We start from the raw sequence: 23681 nt of genomic DNA on the forward strand, positions 1-23681 counted from the left end.
ATGGCCAAGCGGTCGGGCAACGACGTAGCGCTGGACACCTACCGGTTCCTTCGCGGCGGCATGGTCGTCATGGCTGTCCTGCTGGGTGCGGCGCTGGCCGTCGAGCGGGCACATGCCACGTGCTGGCAGACCTCGATCAGTGCCTACTACTTCACCACCGCGCATGCCGTCTTCATCGGCGCGCTGTTCGCGATCGGCGCCATGCTCATCGTGTACCAGGGCGCCAGCGACACCGAGAACACGCTGCTGAATCTGGCCGGGGTGCTGGCCTTCGTGATCGCCGTCCTCCCCACCACTCGGCCCGTATTACAGTGCGGCACAACTGATCCCGTAGCCGTGCAGACAGGGACGGCAGTGCTGTTCAACGCCTGGACGGTCACGGTGGTGCTCGCCGGCTCGCGTGTCGCGTCGTGGTTGCTGTTCCGGCCCACCCGGCCCAACACCCTTCTCGGCACTGCCGCGGTATGGCTGCAGCGCGCGGTACTCGGGACCGGCGTCGTGGTGCTGATCGCGGCTCCGGACTGGTTCCGGGGCAATGCGCACGGCATCGCCGCGGCGGCGATGTTCGGCGCCATCGTGCTGACGGTGTTCAGCTCGGCCTTCGGTACTGCGCCGGAATGCGGGCGTCGTTACCGCGTTGCCTACCAGACGATCTCACTGTTGATGGCCGGCACCTTGCTGACCACGGTGGTGCTGCATCAGACGCTGGACGGTTTCAACCACGCGGTGCTGATCGCGGAGATCGCCCTGATCATCGAGTTCACGGCGTACTGGGTGATGCAGACCATCGAGGACAACAGCTGCACGCGCTGACTTCCGACGAAACCTACGCGGCTACGTCGACTCCCAGCGGACCGATCTCGACCAGCCCTGCCCAGACCCGGATCGGGTAGACCGGCAGGCTCACCGAGGGATCGTCAAGGCAGACACCGTCATCCAGGGCGAACGCCTGCTTCTTGATGGGGCTCTGCACGCAGGCCCGGCCGGCGCGGTCACCGACGAGCCCCCGCGACATCACTGCCGCACCGGAGAACGGGTCGATGTTGCCGACCGCATACAGCGAGCCGTCGTGCAGGCGGAACAGCGCAGCCTGCGTGCCGTCGGGCAGCAGCACACCGGCGCCTCGTCCGGGCACCAACCGGTGGTAGGAGCACACCGCGGTCCACTCCGAACGGTCGTGGTACTGGGCAACTTCGGAAAGGTCGTTGAGAGTCATCGTGGCCTCCTGATCAGCTTTTCGCGGGCGGGACGGTGGGCATACCGATCGGCACCTTGCGGCCGTTGCGTTCGGTGAATTCGATGGTCGGGTCGGCCACGTCGGGCGCGTTGACGAACGAGACGAACTGCGACAGCTTCGCGCGGTCGTCCAGCACGCCCTTCCACTCGCAGGAGTAGCCGTCGACGTGCCGTTCCATGGCGGCTTCGAATTCGCTTGCCAGACCGAGAGAGTCGTTGCACACGACGTCGCGGACGTGATCCAGGCCCATCTGATCGACCCACGGCGCGGTGCGCTGCAGCCGATCCGCGGTGCGGATGTAGAACATCAGGAATCGGTCGATGTAGCGGACCAGGGTCTCGTCGTCGAGATCGCCGGCCAGCAGCTGCGCGTGGGCGGGCGTCATACCGCCGTTGCCGCCGACGTACAGGTTCCAGCCGGTCTCGGTGGCGATGACGCCGACGTCCTTGCCGCGGGCCTCAGCGCATTCCCGGGCACAGCCCGAGACGCCCATCTTGAGCTTGTGCGGCGAACGCAGACCGCGGTAACGCAGCTCCAGATCGATCGCCATCTGCACCGAATCCTGTTGTCCGTAGCGGCACCAGTCGCTACCGACGCAGCTCTTGACCGTGCGCAGCGACTTGCCGTACGCCTGCCCGGACTCCATGCCGCCGTCGACCAGACGCCGCCAGATTTCCGGCAGCTGGTCGACCCGCGCACCGAACATGTCGATCCGCTGGCCACCGGTGATCTTGGTGTAGAGCCCGAAGTCCCTGGCGATCTCACCGATCAGGATCAGCTGCTCCGGGGTGATGTCACCACCCGGAACCCGCGGCACCACCGAGTAGCTGCCGTTCTTCTGGATGTTGGCCAGGAAGTGGTCGTTGGAGTCCTGCAGACCGGCCTGCTCGCCGTCCAGGATGTGACCACTGCTGGTCGACGCCAGGATCGAGGCGATGGCGGGTTTGCAGATGTCGCAACCCTTTCCGGACCCGAACTTGGCGATCAGGCCGGAGAACGTACGGATCGAGGTGGCCGAGATGATCTCGAACATCTCGGCCCGCGACTGCGGGAAGTGCTCGCACAGCGCCTTGGACTGCTCGACGCCCTGGGCTTCCAGCAGCTGCTTGAGCAGCGGCACACAGGAGCCACACGAGGTGCCGGCCTTGGTGCAGGCCTTCAGTCCGGCGACGTCGGAGCAACCGCCTTCGATCGCGCCGCACAGGTCGCCCTTGGTGACGTTGTTGCAGGAGCAGATCTGGGCGGCATCCGGCAGGGCGCCGACACCGAGAGCGCTTGCGCCCTCACCAGATCCGGCCGGGGCGATCAGCGCCAGCGGATCGCCGGGCAGCGCCTCGCCGACCATCGGGCGCAGCACGCCGTAGGACGACGCGTCGCCGACCAGGATGCCACCCAGCAGGGTCTGCGCGTCGTCGGACAGCACCAGCTTGGCGTAGGTCTGCTTCACCGGGTCGTTCACCACGACCTGCAGGCAGTCGGGCGTAACACCCTGGGCGTCACCGAAACTCGCGACGTCGACGCCGAGCAGCTTCAGCTTGGTGGACATGTCGGCCTCGGGGAACTCCGCGGCGCCACCGAGCAGGCGGTCGGCGACCACCTCGGCGGTGGTGTAACCGGGACCGACCAGGCCGTAGCACCGGCCTTCGACCGCGGCGACCTCACCGATCGCGTAGATGTCAGGATCGCTTGTCACACAGGACAAGTCGGTCAGGATGCCGCCACGTTCGGCCAGTTCCAGACCGGCCTCACGGGCCAGCTCATCCCGCGGGCGCACACCGGCGGCGAAGACGACCAGGCCGGCGTCGATCAGGGTGCCGTCGCTGAGCAGCACGCGGATGCCCTCGTCGAGCGGCTCGATGGCGTCGGTACCGACATCCAGGTGCACCGAGATGCCCAGCTTGCCGATCATCCGGGCCAGCAGCGCACCGCCGGCGTCGTCGAGCTGCTGGTTCATCGGGCGCGGTGCGCGCTCGACGATGTGAGCCTGCATGCCGAACTGGCGCAACGCATTCGCGGCTTCCAGGCCGAGCAGACCACCACCGATGACCACACCGGTGTTGTTGCCGTGTTCGGCCGACCGCTGCATGGCGGCACGGATGCCGTCGAGGTCGTCCAGGGTGCGGTAGACGTAGCAGCCGGGCAGCTGGTGACCTGGCACCGGCGGTACGAAAGCGTAAGAGCCCGTGGCTATTACCAACTTGTCGTACGTGATACCGCGGCCCGACTCGGTCACCACCGTCTTGGCGGTGCGGTCGATACCGCCGACCTTGTCACCGAGCACCAGGTCGACGAGTCCGTCGCCCTCATAGTCGTTGCCGGGCAACGCCAGCTTCGACCGGTCCCAGTGCTCGGTGTAGCCGGTGAGCCCCACCCGGTCGTAGGCGGCGTCCGCTTCCTCGGACAGCACGGTGATGCGCCACTGGCCCGCGGTGTCCCGCGAGCGCAGCGCCTCGACAAGGCGGTGCCCGACCATTCCGTGGCCTACGACCACAAGGTTCTTCGCGTCCATGCACCAAAAGGTAGGGAGCAGATATTGCGGATTGTGTTGCCGCGTGTGAATCGACCGTCACGCTCTTCTCACAGGCCGCGACGAAGGCCCGTGAAGTGAGTGGCCCAGGTCACAGGCCTGCGGTTATGCGCTCACTAGCCGACGCCGGCGGGCGACGAGGTGGTCGCGGTGGTGTACGGGTTGTAGATCGTCGTTGTGGTGGTCGTGGGGTTGGTCCCGTAACCGGAGGTGCTCGACGGCGTGTAAGTCCCGCTGGTGGTGGTGCTGGTCGACGAGGTCGTCTCATCCGTGGTCGACGTTTCCGACGTGCTTTCCGTCGTCGTTGTCGTCGTGGTGGTGGTCGTCGTGGTGGTTCGCGTCGTCGTCGTCCGCTTGGTGGTCGTCGGATGCGTCGTCAGCACCGTGGGTTCGCCCACCGGACCGGGCGGCTGCTCGGACGCGTCAGAGGTTTGAATCACCTGGTAGATCAGGACGATCAACAGCACCGCGGCGGCAACGCCGGCGGCCCACCACAACCCGTAATTTTCGTCGGCGCTGCGCTCGTGGTCGCTGTCGCTCACTGCCATCGCGCCAGAATATCCGCGGCCGCCGCGGCCAATGCGCGCTGGAGGAACGGTCCGAAACTGATGCGCCCGACGCCCAACGGACCGAAGGACGCGGGGTCGTCGGACTCGGGGATCGCAATGGCGTTGATCGGCAACGGCAGGTCGGCGGCCAACCGGCGCAGGGTGTCGTCATCGTGGCGGCCCACCGGATACAGGGCGTCCGCCCCGGCCGCCGCACACAGCTGCAACCGCTGCACGGCGCGGTCGTACCGGTCGGCCTCGTCGCCGATCTGGCGCAGGAACAGGTCGGTGCGCGCATTGATCACCACGTGGACACCGGAAGCATCTGCAGCCCTGCGCAATTCACCGACCAGGTCGGCGTGTTCCTGCGCGTCGCGGATGCGTCCACCGTCCTTGTGCACGGTGTCCTCGATGTTCAGGCCGACCGCACCCGCGGCCAGCAGGCCAGAGATAAGGCGGGTCGGGGCCTCGCCATAGCCGGATTCGATGTCGACCGACACCGGAACCTGAACCGCCGAGGTGATCTGACTGACGCGCGTCGTGAGGTCGTCGAACGACATGCCCTCGCCGTCGGGCTTGCCCACCGAGTCAGCCACGGGATGGCTGCCGACCGTCAGCGCCGAGAATCCGGCGGCCACCGCGAGCGTCGCCGACCAGGCGTCCCACACGGTCGGGAGGACGACCGGATTTCCCGGCTGGTGCAGGGCCAACAGTGCTTCGGCGCGCTGCGCCAGTACCGCATCGGACATGGTCACACCGTACCGACACACACCGGCCGGACATGCCGGCGCCGTGCCGACAAACGTGACCTGTCTCACTTTCATCTCCGGATCTGACTAGCATCCGGTGTCGTACTGTGATTTATGACACCCTTCAGCCCAAGGAGGTCGCATGATGTCCACCACCACTGAGCTCACCGAACTGCACGAATTGATCGGCAATCTTCGCCGGTCCGTCGGCTCGCTGGCCGCCAAATACGGGGACTCCCCCGCCACTCGCCGCATCGCGAATGACGCCGAGCGCCTGGCCGTCGACATCGATCGGCTGGACATCGACATCGAAGAGCTGGAATTCAGCCGCGGCATCAAGCAGCAAGGCCCGGCCAAGGAAAAGATCGTGATCCCCGATCACGACTACTCCAGCGAATTCTGGAACAACGACGACGGTGGCGTCGGCGGCTGACCGGCAGTGGGCACGGCAGTCGGCCGTGCCCACCAGCGGCCGTCCCAAAACTGCATAGACAGACCGTGTCCCCAATGGAATCGAGGCTTTCTTCGTGAGCGCACCCGCCGCCAACCGTCCCGGGACCGGCGTCTTCTCCCCCACGCGTGCACAGATACCGCAGCGCACCCTGCGGACCGACAACTGGCTCAAATCCCCGATTCTCATCGACCTGGGATTTGCCGCGTTCATCATCTACGCGACAGCGCGCGCGTTCCAGCGGGACCACTTCTACGTCGCGGACTACCACTACCTGACGCCGTTCTACTCACCGTGTCTGAGCGTCAAGTGCGGGGCGGCCAGCGAGTTCTGGCCGCAGATCCTGCCCGCTGACGGACTCCTCTCGCTCATCCCCTACGCGGCGCTGTCCCTGCCGTTCCTGCTGCTGTTCCGGCTGACCTGCTACTACTACCGGGGCGCCTACTACCGCACGGTGTGGCAGTCCCCGACCGCGTGCGCCGTCGCCGAGCCGCACGCCAAGTACACCGGTGAGACGCGGCTCCCGCTGATCATCCAGAACACCCACCGGTACTTCTTCTACGCCGCCGTGCTCATCTCGCTGATCAACACCTACGACGCGATCGTGGCGTTCCGCTCGCCGACCGGTTTCGGGTTCGGTCTGGGCAACCTCGTCCTGCTGGGCAACGTGATCATGTTGTGGATCTACACGGTGTCCTGCCACTCCTGCCGGCACGTCACCGGTGGCCGGCTCAAGCACTTCTCGAAACACCCTGTGCGGTACTGGATCTGGACCCAGGTCAGCAAGCTCAACACCCGGCACAAGCTGTTCGCGTGGATCACCCTGGGCACCCTGATGTTCACGGATTTCTACGTCATGGCCCTGTCGGCCGGGTGGTTCAGCGACCTCAGGTTTGTCGGATGAGTTTTGTCGGCGACGAAACTCTTTGATTTTCAACACTATTCACAACAATTTGGAGTTATTTCATGGCTGAACTCGAGCGGCACGAATACGACGTCGTCGTAATCGGAGCCGGCGGGGCGGGGTTGCGTGCGGTCATCGAGGCCCGGGAACAGGGCCTGCGGGTCGCGGTGGTGTGTAAGTCGCTGTTCGGCAAGGCCCACACCGTCATGGCCGAGGGCGGCTGCGCCGCCTCGATGCGCAACGCGAACTCCAAGGACAGCTGGCAGGTGCACTTCGGCGACACCATGCGCGGCGGCAAGTTCCTGAACAACTGGCGCATGGCCGAGCTGCACGCGCGTGAAGCACCGGACCGCGTCTGGGAGCTGGAGACCTACGGCGCGCTGTTCGACCGCACCAAGGACGGCCGGATCAGCCAGCGCAACTTCGGTGGCCACACTTACCCGCGGCTCGCGCACGTCGGCGACCGCACCGGCCTCGAGATCATCCGCACCATGCAGCAGAAGATCGTCTCTCTGCAGCAGGAGGATTTCGCCGAGACCGGCGACTACGAGGCCCGGATCAAGGTGTTCCACGAGTGCACCATCACCGAACTCGTCAAAGACGGCGATCGCATCGCCGGCGCCTTCGGCTACTGGCGTGAGTCGGGCCGGTTCGTGCTGTTCGAGGCGCCGGCCGTGGTGCTGGCCACCGGCGGTATCGGCAAGTCGTTCAAGGTGTCGTCGAACTCCTGGGAGTACACCGGCGACGGGCACGCCCTGGCCCTGCGGGCCGGCGCGACGCTGATCAACATGGAGTTCATCCAGTTCCACCCGACGGGCATGGTCTGGCCGCCCTCGGTGAAGGGCATCCTGGTCACCGAGGGGGTGCGCGGTGACGGCGGAGTGCTGAAGAACTCCGAGGGCAAGCGCTTCATGTTCGACTACATCCCCTCGGTCTTCAAGGGCCAGTACGCCGAAACCGAGGAAGAGGCCGACCAGTGGCTCAAGGACAACGACTCCGCTCGTCGCACCCCTGACCTGCTGCCCCGCGACGAGGTGGCCCGCGCCATCAACTCCGAGGTCAAGGCCGGCCGCGGCACCCCGCACGGCGGCGTCTACCTCGACATCGCGTCGCGTATCCCGACCGAGGAGATCAAGAAGCGCCTGCCGTCGATGTACCACCAGTTCATGGAGCTGGCCGAGGTCGACATCACCAAGGACGAGATGGAGGTCGGCCCGACCTGCCACTACGTCATGGGCGGCATCGAGGTCGATCCCGACACCGGCGCGGCCCGCACGCCGGGCCTGTTCGCCGCCGGCGAGTGCTCCGGCGGTATGCACGGCTCGAACCGGCTCGGCGGCAACTCACTGAGCGACCTGCTGGTGTTCGGCCGGCGGGCCGGCCTCGGTGCGGCGCAGTACGTCAAGGCACTGCCCGCGCGTCCCGTCGTCTCGGACACCGCGCTGACCACCGCGGCCAGAGAAGCGTTGGCGCCGTTCGACGAGCACCCCGGCGCGGAGAACCCGTACACGCTGCACACCGAGCTGCAGCAGTCGATGAACGACCTGGTCGGCATCATCCGCACCAAGGACGAGATCGAAGCGGCACTGGGCAAGCTCGATGACCTGAAGCGCCGCATGCACAACATCACCGTCGAGGGCCACCGGCAGTTCAACCCCGGCTGGCACCTGGCCGTCGACATGCGCAACATGCTGCTGGTCAGTGAGTGCGTCGCCCGCGCCGCGCTGGCCCGGACCGAGAGCCGCGGCGGCCACACCCGCGACGACTACCCGGAGATGAACGCCGACTGGCGCAACATCCTGCTGGTGTGCCGTGCCGGCGGCGGTGACCCGATCGTCCCCGACGTCACCGTCACCGCGGAACAGCAGGTGCCGATGCCCGCCGAATTGCAGGCCTGCTTCGAGCTGTCCGAGCTGGAGAAGTACTACACCGACGCCGAACTGGCCACCCACCCGGAACGGAGCAAGTGATGAGCACGAGCTACCAAGCCAATGTGCGGGTCTGGCGCGGCGACGACACCGGCGGCGGGCTCGACGACTTCAAGGTCGAGGTCAATGACGGTGAAGTTGTGCTGGACATCATCCATCGCATTCAGCAGACCCAGGCCGGCGACCTGGCGGTGCGGTGGAACTGCAAGGCCGGCAAGTGCGGCTCGTGCTCGGCGGAGATCAACGGCCGCCCGCGGCTGCTGTGCATGACCCGGATGTCGACGTTCGATCCGGCCGAGACCGTCACGATCACCCCGCTGCGCGCCTTCCCGATCATTCGCGACCTGGTGACCGACGTTTCGTTCAACTACGAAAAGGCGCGCCAGATACCGTCTTTCGCACCGCCGAAAGACCTCAAGCCCGGCGAGTACCGGATGCAGCAGGAGGATGTCGAACGGTCGCAGGAGTTCCGCAAGTGCATCGAGTGCTTCCTGTGCCAGAACACCTGCCACGTGGTGCGCGACCACGAGGAGAACAAGCAGGCGTTCGCCGGGCCGCGCTTCCTGATGCGCGTGGCCGAGCTGGACATGCACCCGCTCGACACCCTGGACCGCAAGGACATGGCACAGGACGAGTTCGGCCTGGGCTACTGCAACATCACCAAGTGCTGCACCGAGGTCTGCCCCGAGCACATCAAGATCACCGACAACGCGCTGATTCCGATGAAAGAACGCGTCGCCGACCGCAAGTACGACCCGATCGTCTGGCTGGGCAACAAACTGTTCCGGCGGTAAGCGGCAGTTACCGAGATCAACGAGATGGTCGTTCCAGCGCCCGGGAACGGCCATTTCGGCTATTTCGAGGCACTTCTTTCGGGTCGGCGTACTGTCGGAAGGGCAGCCAATCCGCGACGAAAGGCAGCCGCATGAGTCAAGAAACCAAGAGCGTCAACGAGATCCGGACCGCGATCCGCGAGCTTTCCGCGCGCGCCGAGCTGGCACGGAAAGAGGGCCGGCCCGACGACGCCGCCGAGCTCGAACAACGGGTCGAGGGCTACCGGCAGGAGCTCAGCTCCCGGCCCTAGCGCGGGACTTGTGCACGATTTTCCGCGGCCAGCGCGGATTATCGTGCACAAATCGCTGGCATCAGGCCTCCAGGCGGCGGAATGAGCTGCGGTGGAAGACCATCGGCTCGACGTCCGGGTTGATGACGATGTCGCTGATCGCCAAGACCACGATGGTGTGATCACCGGCGGGAACCAGCTGATCGATCGATGTCTCGAGCCACACGCTGGTGCCGTGGATGAACAGCGAACCGTTCTCGCGCGCCTCGGTTTCCATGCCGGCGAACCGATCGCCGGTCTTCGCGGCGAGGGTGCGCGCCGCGGCGTCGTGGTGCTGTCCCAACACGCTGATACCCAGGGCCGGCAGGTCCTTGAGCTTGGGCCAGGTGGTCGAGGTGTTCTGCACACAGAACGACACGAGCGGCGGTTCCAGCGACACCGGCACGAAGGTACTGGCGGCCAGGCCGACCTTGACGCCCTCGACTTCGGCTGCGATGGCGACGACACCGATGGGGAAACAGCCGAACGCTGCCCGCAGGGACGCCGGGCTGAGATCTGTGGAGCTCATAGTCCCTCCATCTTCACACGGCGCTCCCCGGCACACCGAGCAAGCGTCCGCTTGGCGGGAATGCGCTGCTACCGGCCCAGGTAGCGCGCCAGCGAGTCTTCGACCGCCTCGGGTATGAATCCCGTTGATTCCAGCTTCTGGTTGTCGAGCACGCTGTTCCGCGGCCGGGGTGCCACCGTCTTGGTCGCCGAGGCGAAGTAGGCGTCGGTGCTGACGCCTGTGACCCTCTGCGGGTCGTGTCCGGCCAGCTCAAATATCCGGCGCGCGATGTCTGCCCACGACGTGGCCGGACCCGCTCCGGTGACGTTGTACGTCCCGTAGGGAGCGCCGGTCGTGGTGAGGTATCGGATGGCTCTGGCCAGCTCGGAAGTGAAGGTCAGCCGCCCGAACTGGTCGTCGACCACCGACGGGTCGACGCCGCGCTCGGCCAGCGACAGCATGGTGCGGACGAAGTTGTGGCCGTCGCCGATCACCCATGACGTCCGCAAGATGTAGTGCCGCGGCACCGTCGCCACGAGCTGGTCGCCCGCCGCTTTGGTCTGGCCGTACACCCCGAGCGGGGCGATCAGGTCGTCCTCCCGGTACGGCGACTCGGACGTCCCGTCGAAGACGTAGTCGCTGGAGATGTGCACCAGCGTGAGGCCGCGGGCGGTCGCGATACGCGCCAGTGCCCCAACCCCGGTGACGTTGACGGCCCAGGCGTCGGCCCGACCGCTGGGCGTCTCGGCGTCGTCCACCGCCGTGTAGGCGGCCGCATTGATGACGGTGTCGTAGTCCTGCCACCGGATCGCCGTCTCCAGGTCCCCGGCCAGATCCACCTCGTCCCGGGTGACGAACTCAACGCTCCGGCTGTCGCTATATTCGGCGCGCAGCGCCCGGCCGAGTTGGCCATTCGCACCCAGCACCAACGTCTTTCGCGGTGCGACGGGTTGCACGTCCGCCAACCGCGGATGCGCCCGGTCCTTGGCCGACAACTCGGCGCGCTCGAGTGGAATCGGCCAGTCGATGGCGAGCGTCTCGTCGGCCAGATTCACCGAAACGTATTGGGCGTCAACCGAATAGTGGTCGTTGACCAGGTAGACGTATGCCGTGTCGGCTTCCAGGGTCTGATACGCGTTGCCGACCCCGCGCGGCACGAACACCGCGCGCGACGGGTCCAGCTCGGCGGTGAACACGGCCCCGAACGACGGGCCGTCCCGCAGGTCGACCCAGGCGCCGAAGATCCGGCCTGTCGCGACCGAGACGAACTTGTCCCACGGTTCGGCGTGGATGCCGCGGGTGGTGCCGGCCGCGTCGTTGAACGACACGTTGTTCTGCACGGGGCCGAAGTCCGGCAGTCCGAGCGCCGTCATCTTCTCGCGCTGCCAGTTCTCTTTGAACCAGCCGCGGTTGTCGCCGTGGACCGGCAGTTCCCAGACGGTCAGCCCGGGGATCGGTGTGGTGTTGGCGGACAACGGTTTCCCGTACTCGGTCACTGGTCGCCCGTCGCTCACTGGCCCTGGCTGGCGTAGCGCGCTTCGGTGGCGTCCTTGACCGGACGCCACCATGCCTCGTTGTCGCGGTACCAGGCGATGGTGGCGCTCAGCCCGTCGGCGAAGTCGAGATACTTTGGCTGCCAACCGAGTTCGGTGCGTAGCTTGGTGGAATCGATGGCGTAGCGCAGGTCATGGCCGGCGCGATCGGCGACATGGTCGTACGCGTCGGCCGGTTGCCCCATCTGCGACAGGATCATCTCGATGACGGCCTTGTTGTCCTGCTCGCCGTTCGCACCTATCAGGTACGTCTCGCCGATGCGGCCGTGTTCGATGATCGCGAGCACCGCGGACGAGTGATCGTCGACGTGGATCCAGTCCCGCACATTGCGACCCGCACCATAGAGCTTCGGCCGGGTTCCGCACAGCACGTTGGTGATCTGGCGCGGAATGAACTTCTCGACGTGCTGGTAGGACCCATAGTTGTTGGAGCAGTTGGAGATTGTGGCGCGGACCCCGAACGAGCGCACCCAGGCCCGCACCAGCAGGTCACTGCCGGCCTTGGTCGACGAATACGGTGACGACGGGTTGTATGCGGTGCCCTCGGTGAACTTGGCAGGGTCGTCGAGTTCGAGGTCGCCGTACACCTCGTCGGTCGAGATGTGGTGCAGCCGCGCACCGTGCTTGCGCACCGCCTCCAGCAGCGTGAACGTCCCGATCACGTTGGTGTGCAGGAACGGTTCCGGATCCCGCAGCGAGTTGTCGTTGTGCGATTCGGCGGCGAAGTGCACCACGATGTCGGTCGTGGCCATCAGCTCGTCGACCAAGGCCGCGTCGGCGACGTCACCGAGGACGAACGTCATCCGCTGTTCCGGCAGGCCCGCGAGGGATTCCCGGTTGCCCGCATAGGTCAGCTTGTCCAGCACCGTCACGTGATGGTCGGTGTGGTCCAGGACGTACCGAACGAAGTTGGCGCCGATGAATCCGGCGCCCCCGGTGACCAGCAGCCGCGCCATCAAAGTCCCCTGGCCAGCAGGTCCAACAGATACGTGCCATAGCCGGACTTCACCAACGGCTCGGCGCGCTGCCGCAGTTCGTCACCGCTGAGATAGCCACGCCGCCAAGCGATTTCCTCGGGCACCCCGATCTTCAATCCGGTGCGCCGCTCGATCGTCCGGACGAATTCAGCCGCGTCCGTCATCTGGTCGAATGTCCCGGTGTCGAGCCACGCCGTCCCACGGGGCAGCACCTGCACCCGTAATCTGTTCTGCGCCAGATAGGTTCGGTTGATATCGGTGATCTCGTACTCGCCGCGGGCGCTGGGCTTCAGCTCGCGCGCGATCGACACCACGTCGTTGCTGTAGAAGTACAGGCCCGGCACGGCGTAATTGCTCTTCGGCACCACAGGCTTTTCCTCCAGGGAGACCGCCCGCCCGGCGTCGTCGAACTCGATGACGCCGTAGGCCGAGGGCTCGGCGACCCAGTAGCCGAAGATCGCCCCGCCGTCGACGTTGGTGAACCGCTGTAGCTGATTGCCCAGACCAGGGCCATAGAGCAGGTTGTCACCGAGCACCAGTGCGACGCTCTGTCCGTCAAGGAAATCCGCGCCGATGGTGAAAGCCTGCGCGAGACCGTCGGGCGACGGCTGCTGGGCATAGCTGATCGAAACGCCGTACTGCGACCCGTCGCCGAGCAGCCGCTCGAAACTCGGCGCATCGAGCGGCGTCGTGATGACCAGGATGTCGGTGATCCCCGCCAGCATCAGCGTTGACAGCGGGTAATAGATCATCGGTTTGTCGTAAACCGGGATCAGCTGCTTGGAGACCCCGGCCGTGACGGGGTGCAGTCGCGTCCCCGCGCCGCCCGCCAGGATGATCCCTTTCACTCAGCAATCCTGACATACAGCCGCCGGCCACAGACCGGCATGCGCTGGACACGCCTGCCCGGCGGGCCGTTCAGCGCGCGGATTCGAGGGCCGGCTCGGACGCCAGCGTCTTGCCGTCCTGCACGATCTCCAGCCCGGACGACGAGACGTGGTACTCGGCCGAATCGGGATCGTTGATCGCGACATAGCCGTCGCCGGATGCGTGCACGGTGCCGAGCCGGATCTTCGCGCCGTCGGACAGCCGATACCCCAGGTAATACAGCACGCCGACGCTGCTGCGGCAGATCACGACCGCCGACTGCGGCGTCCGCAAGATCATCGCGGCCTCGTCCGCACCGGCGCACCGGGCGGCCCCGTCGTAGGTGGTGAACCCGTGGGAGTCGGCGTCGGGCAGCACCATTCGCGCTGTCGTGGGAGTCAGCGTCGTGGAGCTCTCCGGTGCAGTGGATTCGACCGAGGTCACGGTCACGCCCGACGTCTCGACCGGGGTCGTCGTGGCCTCCGCCGAAGTCGTTGCGCCGCTATGGCCGTCACGTCCACCCATCAACGCCACGCCGGCGAAGACCAGGGCCACCGCCAGCAGCACCCCGATTCCCGCGAGTGCCCAGACCGTCGGGCTCAGCCCGCGTCGCGTCGTGGTCGGCGGATTTGGTTGGTGCGCAAGCCCCATGGGCGCGGCGACCGGCGCGGCGTGAACCGTCGGAGCTCCGGGTACCGCGGGAGCCGAGGCGGACGGCGGCAGCGTCGCGGCCGCGCCACGTGCCAGTGCCGCGGCGAAATCCGCACATGACTGGAAGCGGTCAGCGGGTCGACGGGCCATCGCGATCGCCATCACGGGGTCCAGATCGGCGAGATCCGGGCGGAACTCCGCCAGCCGCGGCACCACTCCACTCAAGCGTTGGCTGATGATCACCACCGGGGTGGAGTCCCCACCCGGGGAGTGGCCGGTCAACAGCTGAAAAGCCGTGGCGGCCAAGGCGTATTGATCGGAGCGACCATCCAGGGCCTCGCCCAGCAATTGCTCCGGCGACGCGTAGTTCGGCGTGCCGAGCGTCATGTTCGTCGACGTCAGTCCGTCGAAATCGTCGACGCGGCGCGCGATCCCGAAATCGGCCAACAGCACCCGGCCACGGCCCGGACCCCCTGCGCCCAACAAGATGTTCGCGGGTTTGACGTCCCGGTGCAGTAGCCCGCGACTGTGCGCGTGATCCAGTGCGTCGGCAATCGCGGTGACGATCGCCATCACCTGTTCTCGCGGCATCCCACCGGGGCACTGCCTGCGGACAACATCGCCGGCGTCGGAACCGTCGACGTAATCCATCGAGATCCACAGTCGCCCGTCGTATTCGCCGCGGTCGTGGACTCCGACGATGTGCTGGTGCCACAACGTCGCCGCGGCGTCGGCCTCGCGCTCGAAGCGCCGCCGGTATTCGGCGTCGGCGGACAACGACGCCGGCAGTACCTTGAGCGCGTCGGCGCGGGGCAGCCGCGGATGCTGAACCAGGTACACCTCGCCCATGCCGCCGGCACCCAATTTTCTGACCACGGTGAATCCGGCGAAGACCGATCCATCGGGCAGCGACATGGTCGGATCGTAACTGCCAGAACACGAATCGGCGGCCACTCGAGACTCGCTCGGGTGGCCGCCAGTCGACGAGTGGCCTAGCGCTTGTCCAGGATTCCCTCGATGTTGGAGGAACCGTGGATGCCGGTGGTCGTATCGCTTTCCAGGACCACGAACCCCTTGCCCGCGGGGTTACGCGTGATCAGCAGCGCGTCGTGCGACATCGCGGCGTTCTTGCCCTGCTTGTGCAGTGGCGTGACAATGTCGTCGTTCAGCTTCTTGAAGAAGTTGACGTCGATGTTGTCCGTGCTCCAGACCCGGTACTGGTGCTTGCTGTCCTCGGACTTGATGAACTTGTCGTCCTTGTGGCCGGTGACCTCGATGACCTGGTCGATCCACTTGTGCTCGTCGTTGCCGACCTTGCCGGCCTTGATCGCCTGAGCGATGTCGTCACGCGCCGGGCCGTACAGCCGGGTCAGGTGGATGTGCAGCTGGTTCAGCCGGCGGCCGTCCGCTGAGTTGAGCCCGAGTGCCCAGTCCGGACCGCCCGTCATGAAATGAACCGAGTCGTAGGCGTGCTTGAAGTAGTTCGGGGCATCACTACGCAGCAGGTTGTCGCATTCGATGCCGGTCTCGCGGACAGTCGGCACCACCAGCAGATCCTGCGTCTTCTGCATGTCCACGCCCGGGTGCACTGCCCAACCACGCGTCGAGTCGTGGCCCGGCCACTGGATGTCGAAGTTCCGGCCCGGGTGCTTCGGCGAGTGCTCCAGCGGGTGCCCGTGGGTCGGCGGCCGGACGCCGTCCCAGATGGGATCGTCCTTGCCGTTGTCGCAGCCCTGGTAGTGCTGCGTGCCCGTCTCGGCGTGCGCCATGGGCGAGAGACCGAAGGCCAGCGCCGGCGCTGCCACCATGGCGGCGGCGGCCGCGATCCGGCGGGCGAAGCGGGAGCGGGTGGTCACGGTCGTGGTGGTCATCTTGTCTCCTGAAGGTTTGGGGTGTGCTTCGGTGTTGAAGCAACCTTCGCGGAATTGACGCCCCAGGTCAGTCCACTGATCGGGCCCCCGACCGGACGAAATCGATGTCCTCCGATTGGGGGACAGACACGCGCTTCAGCGCACCCGCCTGCGCTGCGCCGCCAACAGCTTCTCCCGCGCCCGCAGCACCACCATCCCCGGGCTTCCTCGACCTTGCGCCGTCGACTGGGTCACCCATATGACGCTCCACCCCCGGGATTCCAGCTCCGCCGTGTGGCTGTGCACCCACTCGCGGTACCCGGGAGAATCCGCTTCTTCGTCGCACTCGACGGCCACCTTCCACCGCGGCCAGCCCATTGCCGCCCGAGTGCAAACCAATCCCCACTCGTCGTAGAACGGGATTTGCGTTTCGAGTCCCGGAACCCCTGTGCGCCGTAGCAATAGCCGAGTGTGAGTCTGAAGCGGCGATTGGGCGCCGCCATCGGCCTGTCCCAGCGATATCCGCAGTCGGTCGATACCCCGAATTCCCCGATGTGTCTCGGCCAGCGACCAGACGCGCGCAGGGTCAAGGCCGGTCTGGTTCAACAACGCATCCAGGATCGGTACCGCCTGAACGTCAGGCAGCAGTCGCCCTAAATCGAAGGCTGTCCGCGCCGCTGTCGTCACCCGCATACCGCGCGCCTCGCAGACATCGTCCGGCGCGAGCGCATATGAGCGCACCGTGAGTTCAGCGGGTGCATGACGGTTGGTCCGCACGACCTCGGCCGGCGCGCTCACGTCGAGCCACTTCGTGCCGTGCACTGCCGCCGCCGAGAGCCCACACAACACGGCGTCGGGCCCGGCGAACAGCCACGCCGCCTGCGCTCGCAGCATCGGCGTCAAGGTCACCTCGTTGGCGAGATAGACGCCCCGATAGATGGCGCGGTACTCGGCGCGGAGCTCGTGCTTGGTGAGTAGTCCTGCTGCCAACGCCGCGCCACCGAGGAACGGGGCGGGTCGCGCACCGGGAAAGACGCGGGCGAGTGGCTGGTCCATGCGTCGAGCATCGCTGCGCCCACCGACAGGTCGGCTGCCTCTGCCCACGGTTATCCACAGGGGCGGCGCTGCTGGCTGCCGTGGCCTGTCTCTACGACCAGCAGAGCCGGGGTACTACGGCGAATGTGCATGTTCCGGTTGAGATTTCGCGCATTTACCAGCCAAACCTGCACATTCGCCATAGCACCGCCCACCGGATGTAGCACCTGGCCGCCAAACCAGCTACCACCGCTCTCATGGGAGTTGAGTAGCCTTGGCGCCATGTCCGATGCGTCGATCCTCTCTGTGCTGCGAGAGCGCGCCGGCCTGACTCCCGACGACGTGGCGTTCACCTTCACCGATTACGACCACGACTGGGACGGCGTCACCGAGAGCCTGACCTGGGCACAGCTGTACCGCCGCACCCTCAACGTGGCGCACGAGCTCAGCATGCACGGCGCCCCCGGCGACCGGGCGCTGATCATCGCGCCGCAGGGGCTTGCGTACATCGTCGGGTTCCTGGGCGCCATGCAGGCGGGTTTCATTGCAGTACCGCTGTCGGTGCCGCTACCGGGCTCGCACGACGAGCGCGTCAGCGCCGTCATCACCGACACGTCGCCGACGGTCGTGCTGACCACCGCCGCCGCGTTCGACATCGCGGCGCAGAACGTGGACGACGGCGCCTCCATGGTCGCCGTGATCGCCGTCGACACCCTGGATCTGGACGCCGACCGAGATTTCGACGAAGACGTGCCCGCGGGCCCGGACATCGCCTACCTGCAGTACACCTCTGGCTCGACGCGGCTGCCGGCCGGCGTGATGATCTCGCACAAGAACCTGCGGGTGAACATCGAGCAACTGCTCGCCGATCTACTGTCGCAGCACGGCGGCGAGCTGCCACCCGGCTCGGCGCTGGTCTCGTGGCTGCCCTTCTACCACGACATGGGCCTGGTGCTCGGGATCGCGGTACCGATCTTCTCCGGGCACACGGGTGACCTGATGAGTCCCATCGCATTCCTCACCCGCCCGGTGCGCTGGCTGCAGGCGCTGTCCCGGAACCACCGGGCATGGTCGGCCGCCCCGAACTTCGCGTTCGACCTCGCCACCCGGCGCGTCACCGATGCCGAGATGGCCGAGCTCGACCTCAGCGGCGTCGTCGGCATCAACAACGGTGCCGAACGCATTCACCCACCCACCTTGGTCAAGTTCGACGATCGCTTCGCGGCCGTCGGCTTCCGGCCCGAGATGATGGTGCCGTCGTACGGCCTGGCCGAGGCGACGCTGTACGTGGCCAGCGGCGCGCACGGCCGGCCGCCCGAGGTCGTCGAGTTCGCCGCCGACGAACTGACCCAGGGCATCGCACTGCGCAAAGCAGGTGGGACGCCGCTGATGCGATACGGGCGGGCGCCGTCGCCACTGCTGGAGATCGTCGATGCCGATACTTGCCAGGTCTGCCCTGACGGTGTCGTCGGCGAAATCTGGACCCGCGGCGACAACGTCTCCGCCGGCTACTGGCGCAAGCCCGAGCAGACCGGATCCGCATTCGACGCGACTCTGGCGGACGCCCCCGAGGGCACACCCGAGACGGGCTGGCTGCGTACCGGAGACCAGGGCTTCATCTCCGACGGTGACCTGTTCATCGTGGGCCGCATCAAGGACATGCTGATCGTGCGCGGCCGCAACCACTACTCCGATGACATCGAAGCAACGGTGCAGAAGATCAGCCGTGGCCGGGTGGCGGCGATCGCCGTGACCGACGACCACACCGACCAGCTGGTCACCATCATCGAACTCAAGGCGCGAGCCGACGCCGACGAGCTCACGGTGATGAAAAATGATGTGGTCGCCGCGATTTCGCGGGCACACGGGTTGCAGGTCGCCGACGTGGTGCTGGTGGAGGCGGGCTCGATCCCGACCACCACGAGCGGCAAGATGCGCCGCTCGGCCTGCGCTGAGCAGTACCGGCAAGGGCAGTTCACTCGGTTGGACGCGTAGCCCGCGCCCCGATGTGGATCACCCTGCTGGTGATGGCGGTCGCGGTCAGCCTGGAGCCGTTCCGGATCGGCATGTCCGTCGTCATGCTGAACCGGCCGCGCCCGCACCTGCAGCTGGCCGCCTTCCTGTGCGGCGGTTTCCTGATGGGTCTGACCGTCGGCGCGATCGTGCTGTTCTTCCTCGAGTCACGGTTACCCGCTTGGGCCTCAGCGCATTTCAATCTGCCGACGGTGCAGATCGTCATCGGTGTCCTGGCCTTGGTGGCCTCGTTGTTCCTGGCCGTGACCACAGGGCGCGACCGCCAGGCGCCTGAGTGGCTGAGCCGGTTGCTCGACGGCCGGTCGCTGTGGGTCGCCGGCGTCGCGGGCCTGGGCATCGCGCTGCCCTCGGTCGACTATCTGGCCGCGCTGGCCGTGATCGCCGCCGCGCGGGTCGAAGCCGACGTCCGGATGAGCGCCCTGGTGGCATTCAACGTGGTGGCGTTCTCGTTGGTCGAGGTCCCGCTGCTGGCCTACCTCATCGCGCCGCAACGCACGCGCGCAGCAATGAGCAAGCTGCACAACTGGATTCGCGCCCGGCAGCGGCACGAAGTCGCTGGTCTGCTGGCGGCGGTCGGCGTGGTGCTGGTCGCGGCGGGTGCGCTGGGGATCTGACCCTTAGTGCGCGCTCGGCCCGTGGCTCAGCACGTAGTTGATACCCGACATCAGCTGGGAGACCGGGTCGGCGGCACCACCGAAGGCGGCCTGCGTGGCCGGGGCGGTGGCGGCGGCCGGGTCGTAGCCGTGCACCGGGTCGACCTCGATGGGCGCGGTCGCCGGGTCGTCGTTGCGTGAGTACCCGCTGTCGATCATCGGTTTCATCACGGCGTCAAGGTGATTCATGTCCGCTTCGGACATGCCGAGGTACTTGAACGGCACCACGAGCGGCAGGTGCTGCTCGGGGATCAGGTACGTCGTGGTCTTGGCGCCGCGGGAGTTGACGGTCGTGATGATGTTCTGCGGCGGCACGTTCTTCGGGTTGGTGAAGGCCACCGCGGTGTGGCCGGTGGCCAGGCCGACGACCGCGTTCGCCAGTGCCATCAGGTTGTCCGGCCGGTCCGGCCAGTCGGCGATGCTGTCGTATGCGGAGACGAATTGGTGTGTGTCGTACTGACTGTCGACCGCCGGCGGCATCAGGAAGTCCAGCGCGGGCACCGTGCTGCCCACGGGAAAGGTCTGCCGCAGGAAGCTCTGGGTCCAGGGGTTGACCGTGAGGGGGTCGCCGTAAGTGGCGAACGACAGCTCGTTCGGCGCCGGCGCAGCCGGGTCATAGGCGAGCCGGTCCTGCACGGCGTGCACGACCATCGCGCCCTCCGACAGGCCGATCACGGTGCCGGGGCCGCCTTCACGGACCCGGCGGATGACGTTGTCCTGCCCGATGTCGACGGACTCACCGATGCTCGGGCCGTTCAACCCGATCTCCGGCATCTTCTGGTGCAGTTCCTCGACGCCGGGGATGAAGCTGAGCACGTGGCCCTGAACCTGACCGGCGGGGTAATCGACGATCTCGCGTTGCAGGCCCGGGAACCAGTCCGCGCCGGTGCGCCGGATGTACTCGTCGTACGGAATGCCCATGACGTGGGCGCCGCCGAGGGCGTACCCGCGGCCGGGAGTACCGATCGGCGGGATGGCGGGGACGATCGTGTCGCCGGACCCGGAGCCACCCGAAGGCTCGTCGGCCGTCGCGATCCAATCCGCGAGAGGGCCGCTGGCTCCGACCGTCAACAGCGTGGTGGCAATTGCCAACGAGCTGGCAAGTCGCTTGTTCATGCGTTGCTCCCCTGCGGTTTTGGTCGTGACGGCCACCAGTTCGCCTCTCCGACGAGCGTGGCCATGGCGGGCACGGTGATGGTCCGCACCAGGAAGGTGTCCAGCAGGATGCCGGCGCCGATGACGAATCCGCCTTGGATCACCGTGCCGATGCTGGAGAACAACAGACCCCACATCGAGGCCGCGAAGATCAGGCCGGCCGCGGTGATCACCCCGCCGGTCGACGACAGCGTGCGAATGATGCCGTAGCGCATGCCATGTGGCGACTCGTCACGCATGCGCGAGACGAACAGCATGTTGTAGTCGGCGCCGACGGCGACCAGCACCACGAAAGCCAGTGGTGGGACGGTCCAGTGCAACGGCTCGTGGAACAGGTACTGGAACACCACGACCCCGATACCGAGCGCGGCGAAGTACGAAAGCACCACGGAGCCAACCAGATACAGCGGCGCGATCAGCGACCGCAGGAGCAGCATCAGGATCAGGAGCACCACGGCGATGGTGACGATGATGATGAACCGGATGTCGTTCTGGTAGTAGTCGCGAGTGTCCTTGAGCGCCACCGGATATCCGCCCATCGACACCGTCGCATCGGACAGCGACGTGTTCGGCTGAGCGCCGCGGGCGGTGTCGCGGATGGTGTTGACCTGATCCATCGCGGCGGAGCTGAACGGGTCGAGCTTGGTGAGGACCAGATACCGCACCGAGTGTCCGTCGGGCGAGATGAACATCTTGGACGCCGACTTGAAGGCCGCCAGCTGCAGCACCTCGGGCGGGATGTTGAATCCTGCCTGGGTCGGGCCGGCCGCGTTCTGTTTCATCGACAGCAGGAACGCCCCGGCCTGGTCGAGACCTGAACGCATCAGCTTGATCTGGTCGACGACCTCGTCCACCCCATTGGCGACTTCGCGGCTCCCGGTCGCCGACCGATCGGCGCCCTGCCGGAGTTTGGTCAGGTTGGCCTGCGCGCCGGCGGGGCTGTCCATCCCCATGCTGCGCATCACCTTGGTCAGGTTGGTCATCGCGCTCTGGAGCTGGGCCACCGACGCGTTGAGCGTCTTCTGATCTTGCATGGTCTGCAGCTGCCCGGCGAGCTTGTTGATCTCGTCGATGGTGCCGTCCTGGCGCGCCTGTTCGAGCCGCTGGAAGTGGCCGCGGGTTTCGGCGCAGGACAGGTCGAGGTCGCACACCGCGTTGTTCTGCAGCGCCGCCAGCACCGGGCCGACCCAGCCGAACATGTCCTTGGCCGCCGTGTAATTCAGCCCGAGGGTATTACCGAGCTTGCTGACGCTGTTGACGAGCTTGGCCGCGACCTCGACGTTCTGCACCAGCTTGTTGCCGCCGTACTGGCTGCGTATCGCGGTGAAGGCATCCAGCGTCGTCTGGAGTTGCGTGGCGATCTGACCGACCTGGCCGCGCACGTCGCTGAGGTTGGTCGCGAGCGTGTCGGCGCCCTTCGCCAGCCGGTTGATGTCGTTGGTGCGCTCGCCGATCATGCCCGCGCCCTCGGTCAGCCGGTCACCGACCAGGCCCGCTTGGAAGGTGGCCCGGAACTCCGGCGGCACCTCACCGAGGGGACGGGTGATGCCGCTGACCATGGCGACGTCCGGCAGTTGGCTGATGCGTGACGCCATCTGCTCCAGGTCCGCGAGGGCCTGTGGCGTGCGCAGGTCACGCGGCGATTGGACGAGGACGTACGACGGCACGGACTGGTTGACGTTGAAGTGGCTCTCGAGCGCGGCGTACCCGACGGAGCTTGGGGCGGACGAGGCGACGGCCTTACGGTCGTCGTAGTTGAACTTCGCGAAGCTCGCGGCACTGGCCAGCAGGATCAGCACCAGCAGGCTGGCCACCAGGTGCAGTCGCGGGCGGCGGACGATGCGGGCGCCGGACCGGCGCCACAGCTGTGCGGTGATCTCGTTTCGCGGCTTGATCCAGCCCTTCGGCCCGACGAGCGTGATGATCGCGGGCAGCAGCGTCACCGCGGCGAGGAAGGCCACCAAGATGCCGATCGCCGACGACACCCCGACGGTGGAGAAGACGCCCATCTTGGCGAAGCTGATGCCGAGGAACGTGACGCCGACCGTCGCCGCCGAGGCGGTGATGACCTTGCCGACGGACGTCAGCGCCTTGCGCACCGCGTCGGTTGACTCGTCGCCCTGCCGCACATAGTCGTGGTAGCGGCTGATCAGGAACACCGCATAGTCCGTGCCCGCGCCGAAGATCATGGCGCTCAGCAGGATGATGGCCTGGTTCGACACCCCCAGCCCGGTCAGTTGGGACAGCCCGGCGACCGCGGCCTGCGCGATCACCAGGGACATGCCGATGCCGGCCAGCGGCAACATCATGGTGACGGGGTTGCGATAGACAACCAGCAGGACCAGGAGCACCAGGACCGCGATGGCGATCTCGATGGGCATCCGGTCCTTCTCACCCGCGACGGTGAGGTCGGCAACGGTGGCCGCCGGCCCGGCGAGCTGGATCTTCAGCGGACTGCCCGCGGTGCTGTGTTTGACGATGTCGGCCACCCGGTTGTAGGCGGCGTACGACTGCGGCGTGCCCAGCGCGCCGGTCAAACCGACCGGCAACACCCAGGCCTTCTTGTCCTTGCTGGTCAGAAAGTTCCGCAGCGGTGGGGTGCTGATGAAATCCTGCAGCATGACGACGTCGTGCGGATCGTCGCGCAGGGCGTCCACCAACTTGCGGTAGGTGGCTTCATCGGCCCGATCCAGGCCGCGGTCGTTGACGAGAACCACCAGCAGCAGGTCGTCGGTGCCGGGTTCTTTGAACGCCTCGGTCATGTGCCGGGCGGCGACGCTCGACGGGGAGTCGGCGGGCAGCATGGCCAGCGGATGCTTCTGGGCCATGTCGTTGAGGCTCGGCACAGCCAGCGGCAGGGCCACGGCGAGCGTGATCCACAGGCCGATCACCACCCAAGGCCACCGCACTACAAAATCGGCTAGCCGTCGCAACTGAGGCCCCTTGTCGAGC

21 protein-coding genes are annotated in these 23681 nt (G+C 66.6%); 8 read left to right on the forward strand and 13 right to left on the reverse strand.

Translation table 11 applies throughout. The features are described 5' to 3' along the window. Entirely contained in the window at positions 1-813 is an 813-nt protein-coding gene (locus TL10_RS12445) for a hypothetical protein (RefSeq protein ID WP_043985898.1), read from the forward strand. A 13-nt stretch (positions 814-826) separates the two neighbouring features. Here TL10_RS12445 and nirD read toward each other — a convergent pair whose 3' ends face one another. The 4 genes from nirD to TL10_RS12465 all read right to left on the reverse strand — a co-directional run bounded on the left by nirD (position 827) and on the right by TL10_RS12465 (position 5061). After that, entirely contained in the window at positions 827-1216 is a 390-nt protein-coding gene (gene nirD / locus TL10_RS12450) for a nitrite reductase small subunit NirD (protein ID WP_043403079.1), read from the reverse strand. A 13-nt stretch (positions 1217-1229) separates the two neighbouring features. Continuing rightward, on the reverse strand, positions 1230-3746 hold the full coding sequence (gene nirB / locus TL10_RS12455) for a nitrite reductase large subunit NirB (RefSeq protein ID WP_043403081.1): 2517 nt from the start codon (positions 3744-3746) through the stop codon (positions 1230-1232). Between the two features lie 134 nt (positions 3747-3880). Beyond that, positions 3881-4312 (reverse strand): hypothetical protein, encoded by a 432-nt coding sequence (locus TL10_RS31245; RefSeq protein ID WP_157850371.1) that lies wholly within the window; start codon positions 4310-4312, stop codon positions 3881-3883. Then, entirely contained in the window at positions 4303-5061 is a 759-nt protein-coding gene (locus tag TL10_RS12465; RefSeq protein ID WP_043985927.1) for an isocitrate lyase/PEP mutase family protein, read from the reverse strand. Before TL10_RS12465 ends, TL10_RS31245 begins: the two co-directional genes overlap by 10 nt. A gap of 145 nt (positions 5062-5206) precedes the next feature. On the opposite strand from TL10_RS12465, the gene TL10_RS12470 reads away from it, so the two are divergent. The 5 genes from TL10_RS12470 to TL10_RS31440 all read left to right on the forward strand — a co-directional run bounded on the left by TL10_RS12470 (position 5207) and on the right by TL10_RS31440 (position 9428). Further along, positions 5207-5494: an Rv0250c family protein gene (locus TL10_RS12470; protein ID WP_043403300.1), complete on the forward strand. Its 288-nt coding sequence runs from the start codon at positions 5207-5209 to the stop codon at positions 5492-5494. Positions 5495-5588: 94 nt separating this feature from the next. After that, positions 5589-6416: a succinate dehydrogenase subunit SdhC gene (locus TL10_RS12475; protein WP_043403084.1), complete on the forward strand. Its 828-nt coding sequence runs from the start codon at positions 5589-5591 to the stop codon at positions 6414-6416. 62 nt (positions 6417-6478) lie between these two features. Then, positions 6479-8386 (forward strand): fumarate reductase/succinate dehydrogenase flavoprotein subunit, encoded by a 1908-nt coding sequence (locus tag TL10_RS12480; protein ID WP_043403087.1) that lies wholly within the window; start codon positions 6479-6481, stop codon positions 8384-8386. Then, on the forward strand, positions 8386-9138 hold the full coding sequence (locus TL10_RS12485; protein WP_043403303.1) for a succinate dehydrogenase/fumarate reductase iron-sulfur subunit: 753 nt from the start codon (positions 8386-8388) through the stop codon (positions 9136-9138). The genes TL10_RS12480 and TL10_RS12485 overlap by 1 nt, the downstream gene beginning before the upstream one ends. Before the next feature lie 131 nt (positions 9139-9269). Beyond that, a complete protein-coding gene (locus tag TL10_RS31440) occupies positions 9270-9428 on the forward strand; it encodes a hypothetical protein (RefSeq protein WP_192830221.1) in 159 nt (52 codons plus the stop codon). Positions 9429-9489: 61 nt separating this feature from the next. Here TL10_RS31440 and TL10_RS12490 read toward each other — a convergent pair whose 3' ends face one another. The 7 genes from TL10_RS12490 to TL10_RS12520 form a co-directional block, all read right to left on the reverse strand. Then, positions 9490-9975, reverse strand: coding sequence for a flavin reductase family protein (locus tag TL10_RS12490; RefSeq protein WP_043403089.1), 486 nt, complete (start codon positions 9973-9975; stop codon positions 9490-9492). A 68-nt stretch (positions 9976-10043) separates the two neighbouring features. Continuing rightward, complete coding sequence (rfbD, locus tag TL10_RS12495) at positions 10044-11450, reverse strand: dTDP-4-dehydrorhamnose reductase (protein ID WP_043985899.1); 1407 nt, start codon at positions 11448-11450, stop codon at positions 10044-10046. A gap of 14 nt (positions 11451-11464) precedes the next feature. Further along, positions 11465-12463 (reverse strand): dTDP-glucose 4,6-dehydratase, encoded by a 999-nt coding sequence (gene rfbB, locus TL10_RS12500; RefSeq protein ID WP_043985900.1) that lies wholly within the window; start codon positions 12461-12463, stop codon positions 11465-11467. Continuing rightward, the gene (gene rfbA / locus TL10_RS12505; RefSeq protein WP_043985901.1) at positions 12463-13332 is read right to left on the reverse strand and encodes a glucose-1-phosphate thymidylyltransferase RfbA; all 870 of its coding nucleotides are present in this window, start codon (positions 13330-13332) and stop codon (positions 12463-12465) included. The genes rfbB and rfbA overlap by 1 nt, the downstream gene beginning before the upstream one ends. 70 nt (positions 13333-13402) lie before the next feature. Beyond that, the gene (locus TL10_RS12510; protein WP_082067935.1) at positions 13403-14917 is read right to left on the reverse strand and encodes a serine/threonine-protein kinase; all 1515 of its coding nucleotides are present in this window, start codon (positions 14915-14917) and stop codon (positions 13403-13405) included. A gap of 77 nt (positions 14918-14994) precedes the next feature. Continuing rightward, positions 14995-15873, reverse strand: coding sequence for a CDP-diacylglycerol diphosphatase (locus TL10_RS12515; protein ID WP_043403102.1), 879 nt, complete (start codon positions 15871-15873; stop codon positions 14995-14997). A gap of 135 nt (positions 15874-16008) precedes the next feature. Continuing rightward, a complete protein-coding gene (locus TL10_RS12520) occupies positions 16009-16908 on the reverse strand; it encodes a type IV toxin-antitoxin system AbiEi family antitoxin (protein ID WP_043985902.1) in 900 nt (299 codons plus the stop codon). 261 nt (positions 16909-17169) lie between these two features. Between TL10_RS12520 and TL10_RS12525 the strand changes: the two genes are divergently transcribed. Further along, positions 17170-18882, forward strand: a complete 1713-nt coding sequence (locus TL10_RS12525; RefSeq protein ID WP_043985903.1) for an AMP-binding protein — start codon at positions 17170-17172, stop codon at positions 18880-18882. 11 nt (positions 18883-18893) lie between these two features. Continuing rightward, entirely contained in the window at positions 18894-19535 is a 642-nt protein-coding gene (locus TL10_RS12530) for a GAP family protein (RefSeq protein ID WP_043403108.1), read from the forward strand. Between the two features lie 3 nt (positions 19536-19538). Here TL10_RS12530 and pe read toward each other — a convergent pair whose 3' ends face one another. Next, positions 19539-20690 carry an acyltransferase PE gene (gene pe / locus TL10_RS12535; RefSeq protein WP_043985904.1) on the reverse strand — a complete coding sequence of 384 codons (1152 nt, stop codon included), beginning with the start codon at positions 20688-20690 and terminating at the stop codon, positions 19539-19541. Beyond that, entirely contained in the window at positions 20687-23662 is a 2976-nt protein-coding gene (locus tag TL10_RS12540; RefSeq protein WP_043985905.1) for an MMPL/RND family transporter, read from the reverse strand. The genes pe and TL10_RS12540 overlap by 4 nt, the downstream gene beginning before the upstream one ends. Between the last annotated feature and the right edge of the window lie 19 nt (positions 23663-23681).

Source organism: Mycolicibacterium llatzerense (genome assembly GCF_000878195.1).
Taxonomy (GTDB): Bacteria; Actinomycetota; Actinomycetes; order Mycobacteriales; family Mycobacteriaceae; genus Mycobacterium; species Mycobacterium llatzerense.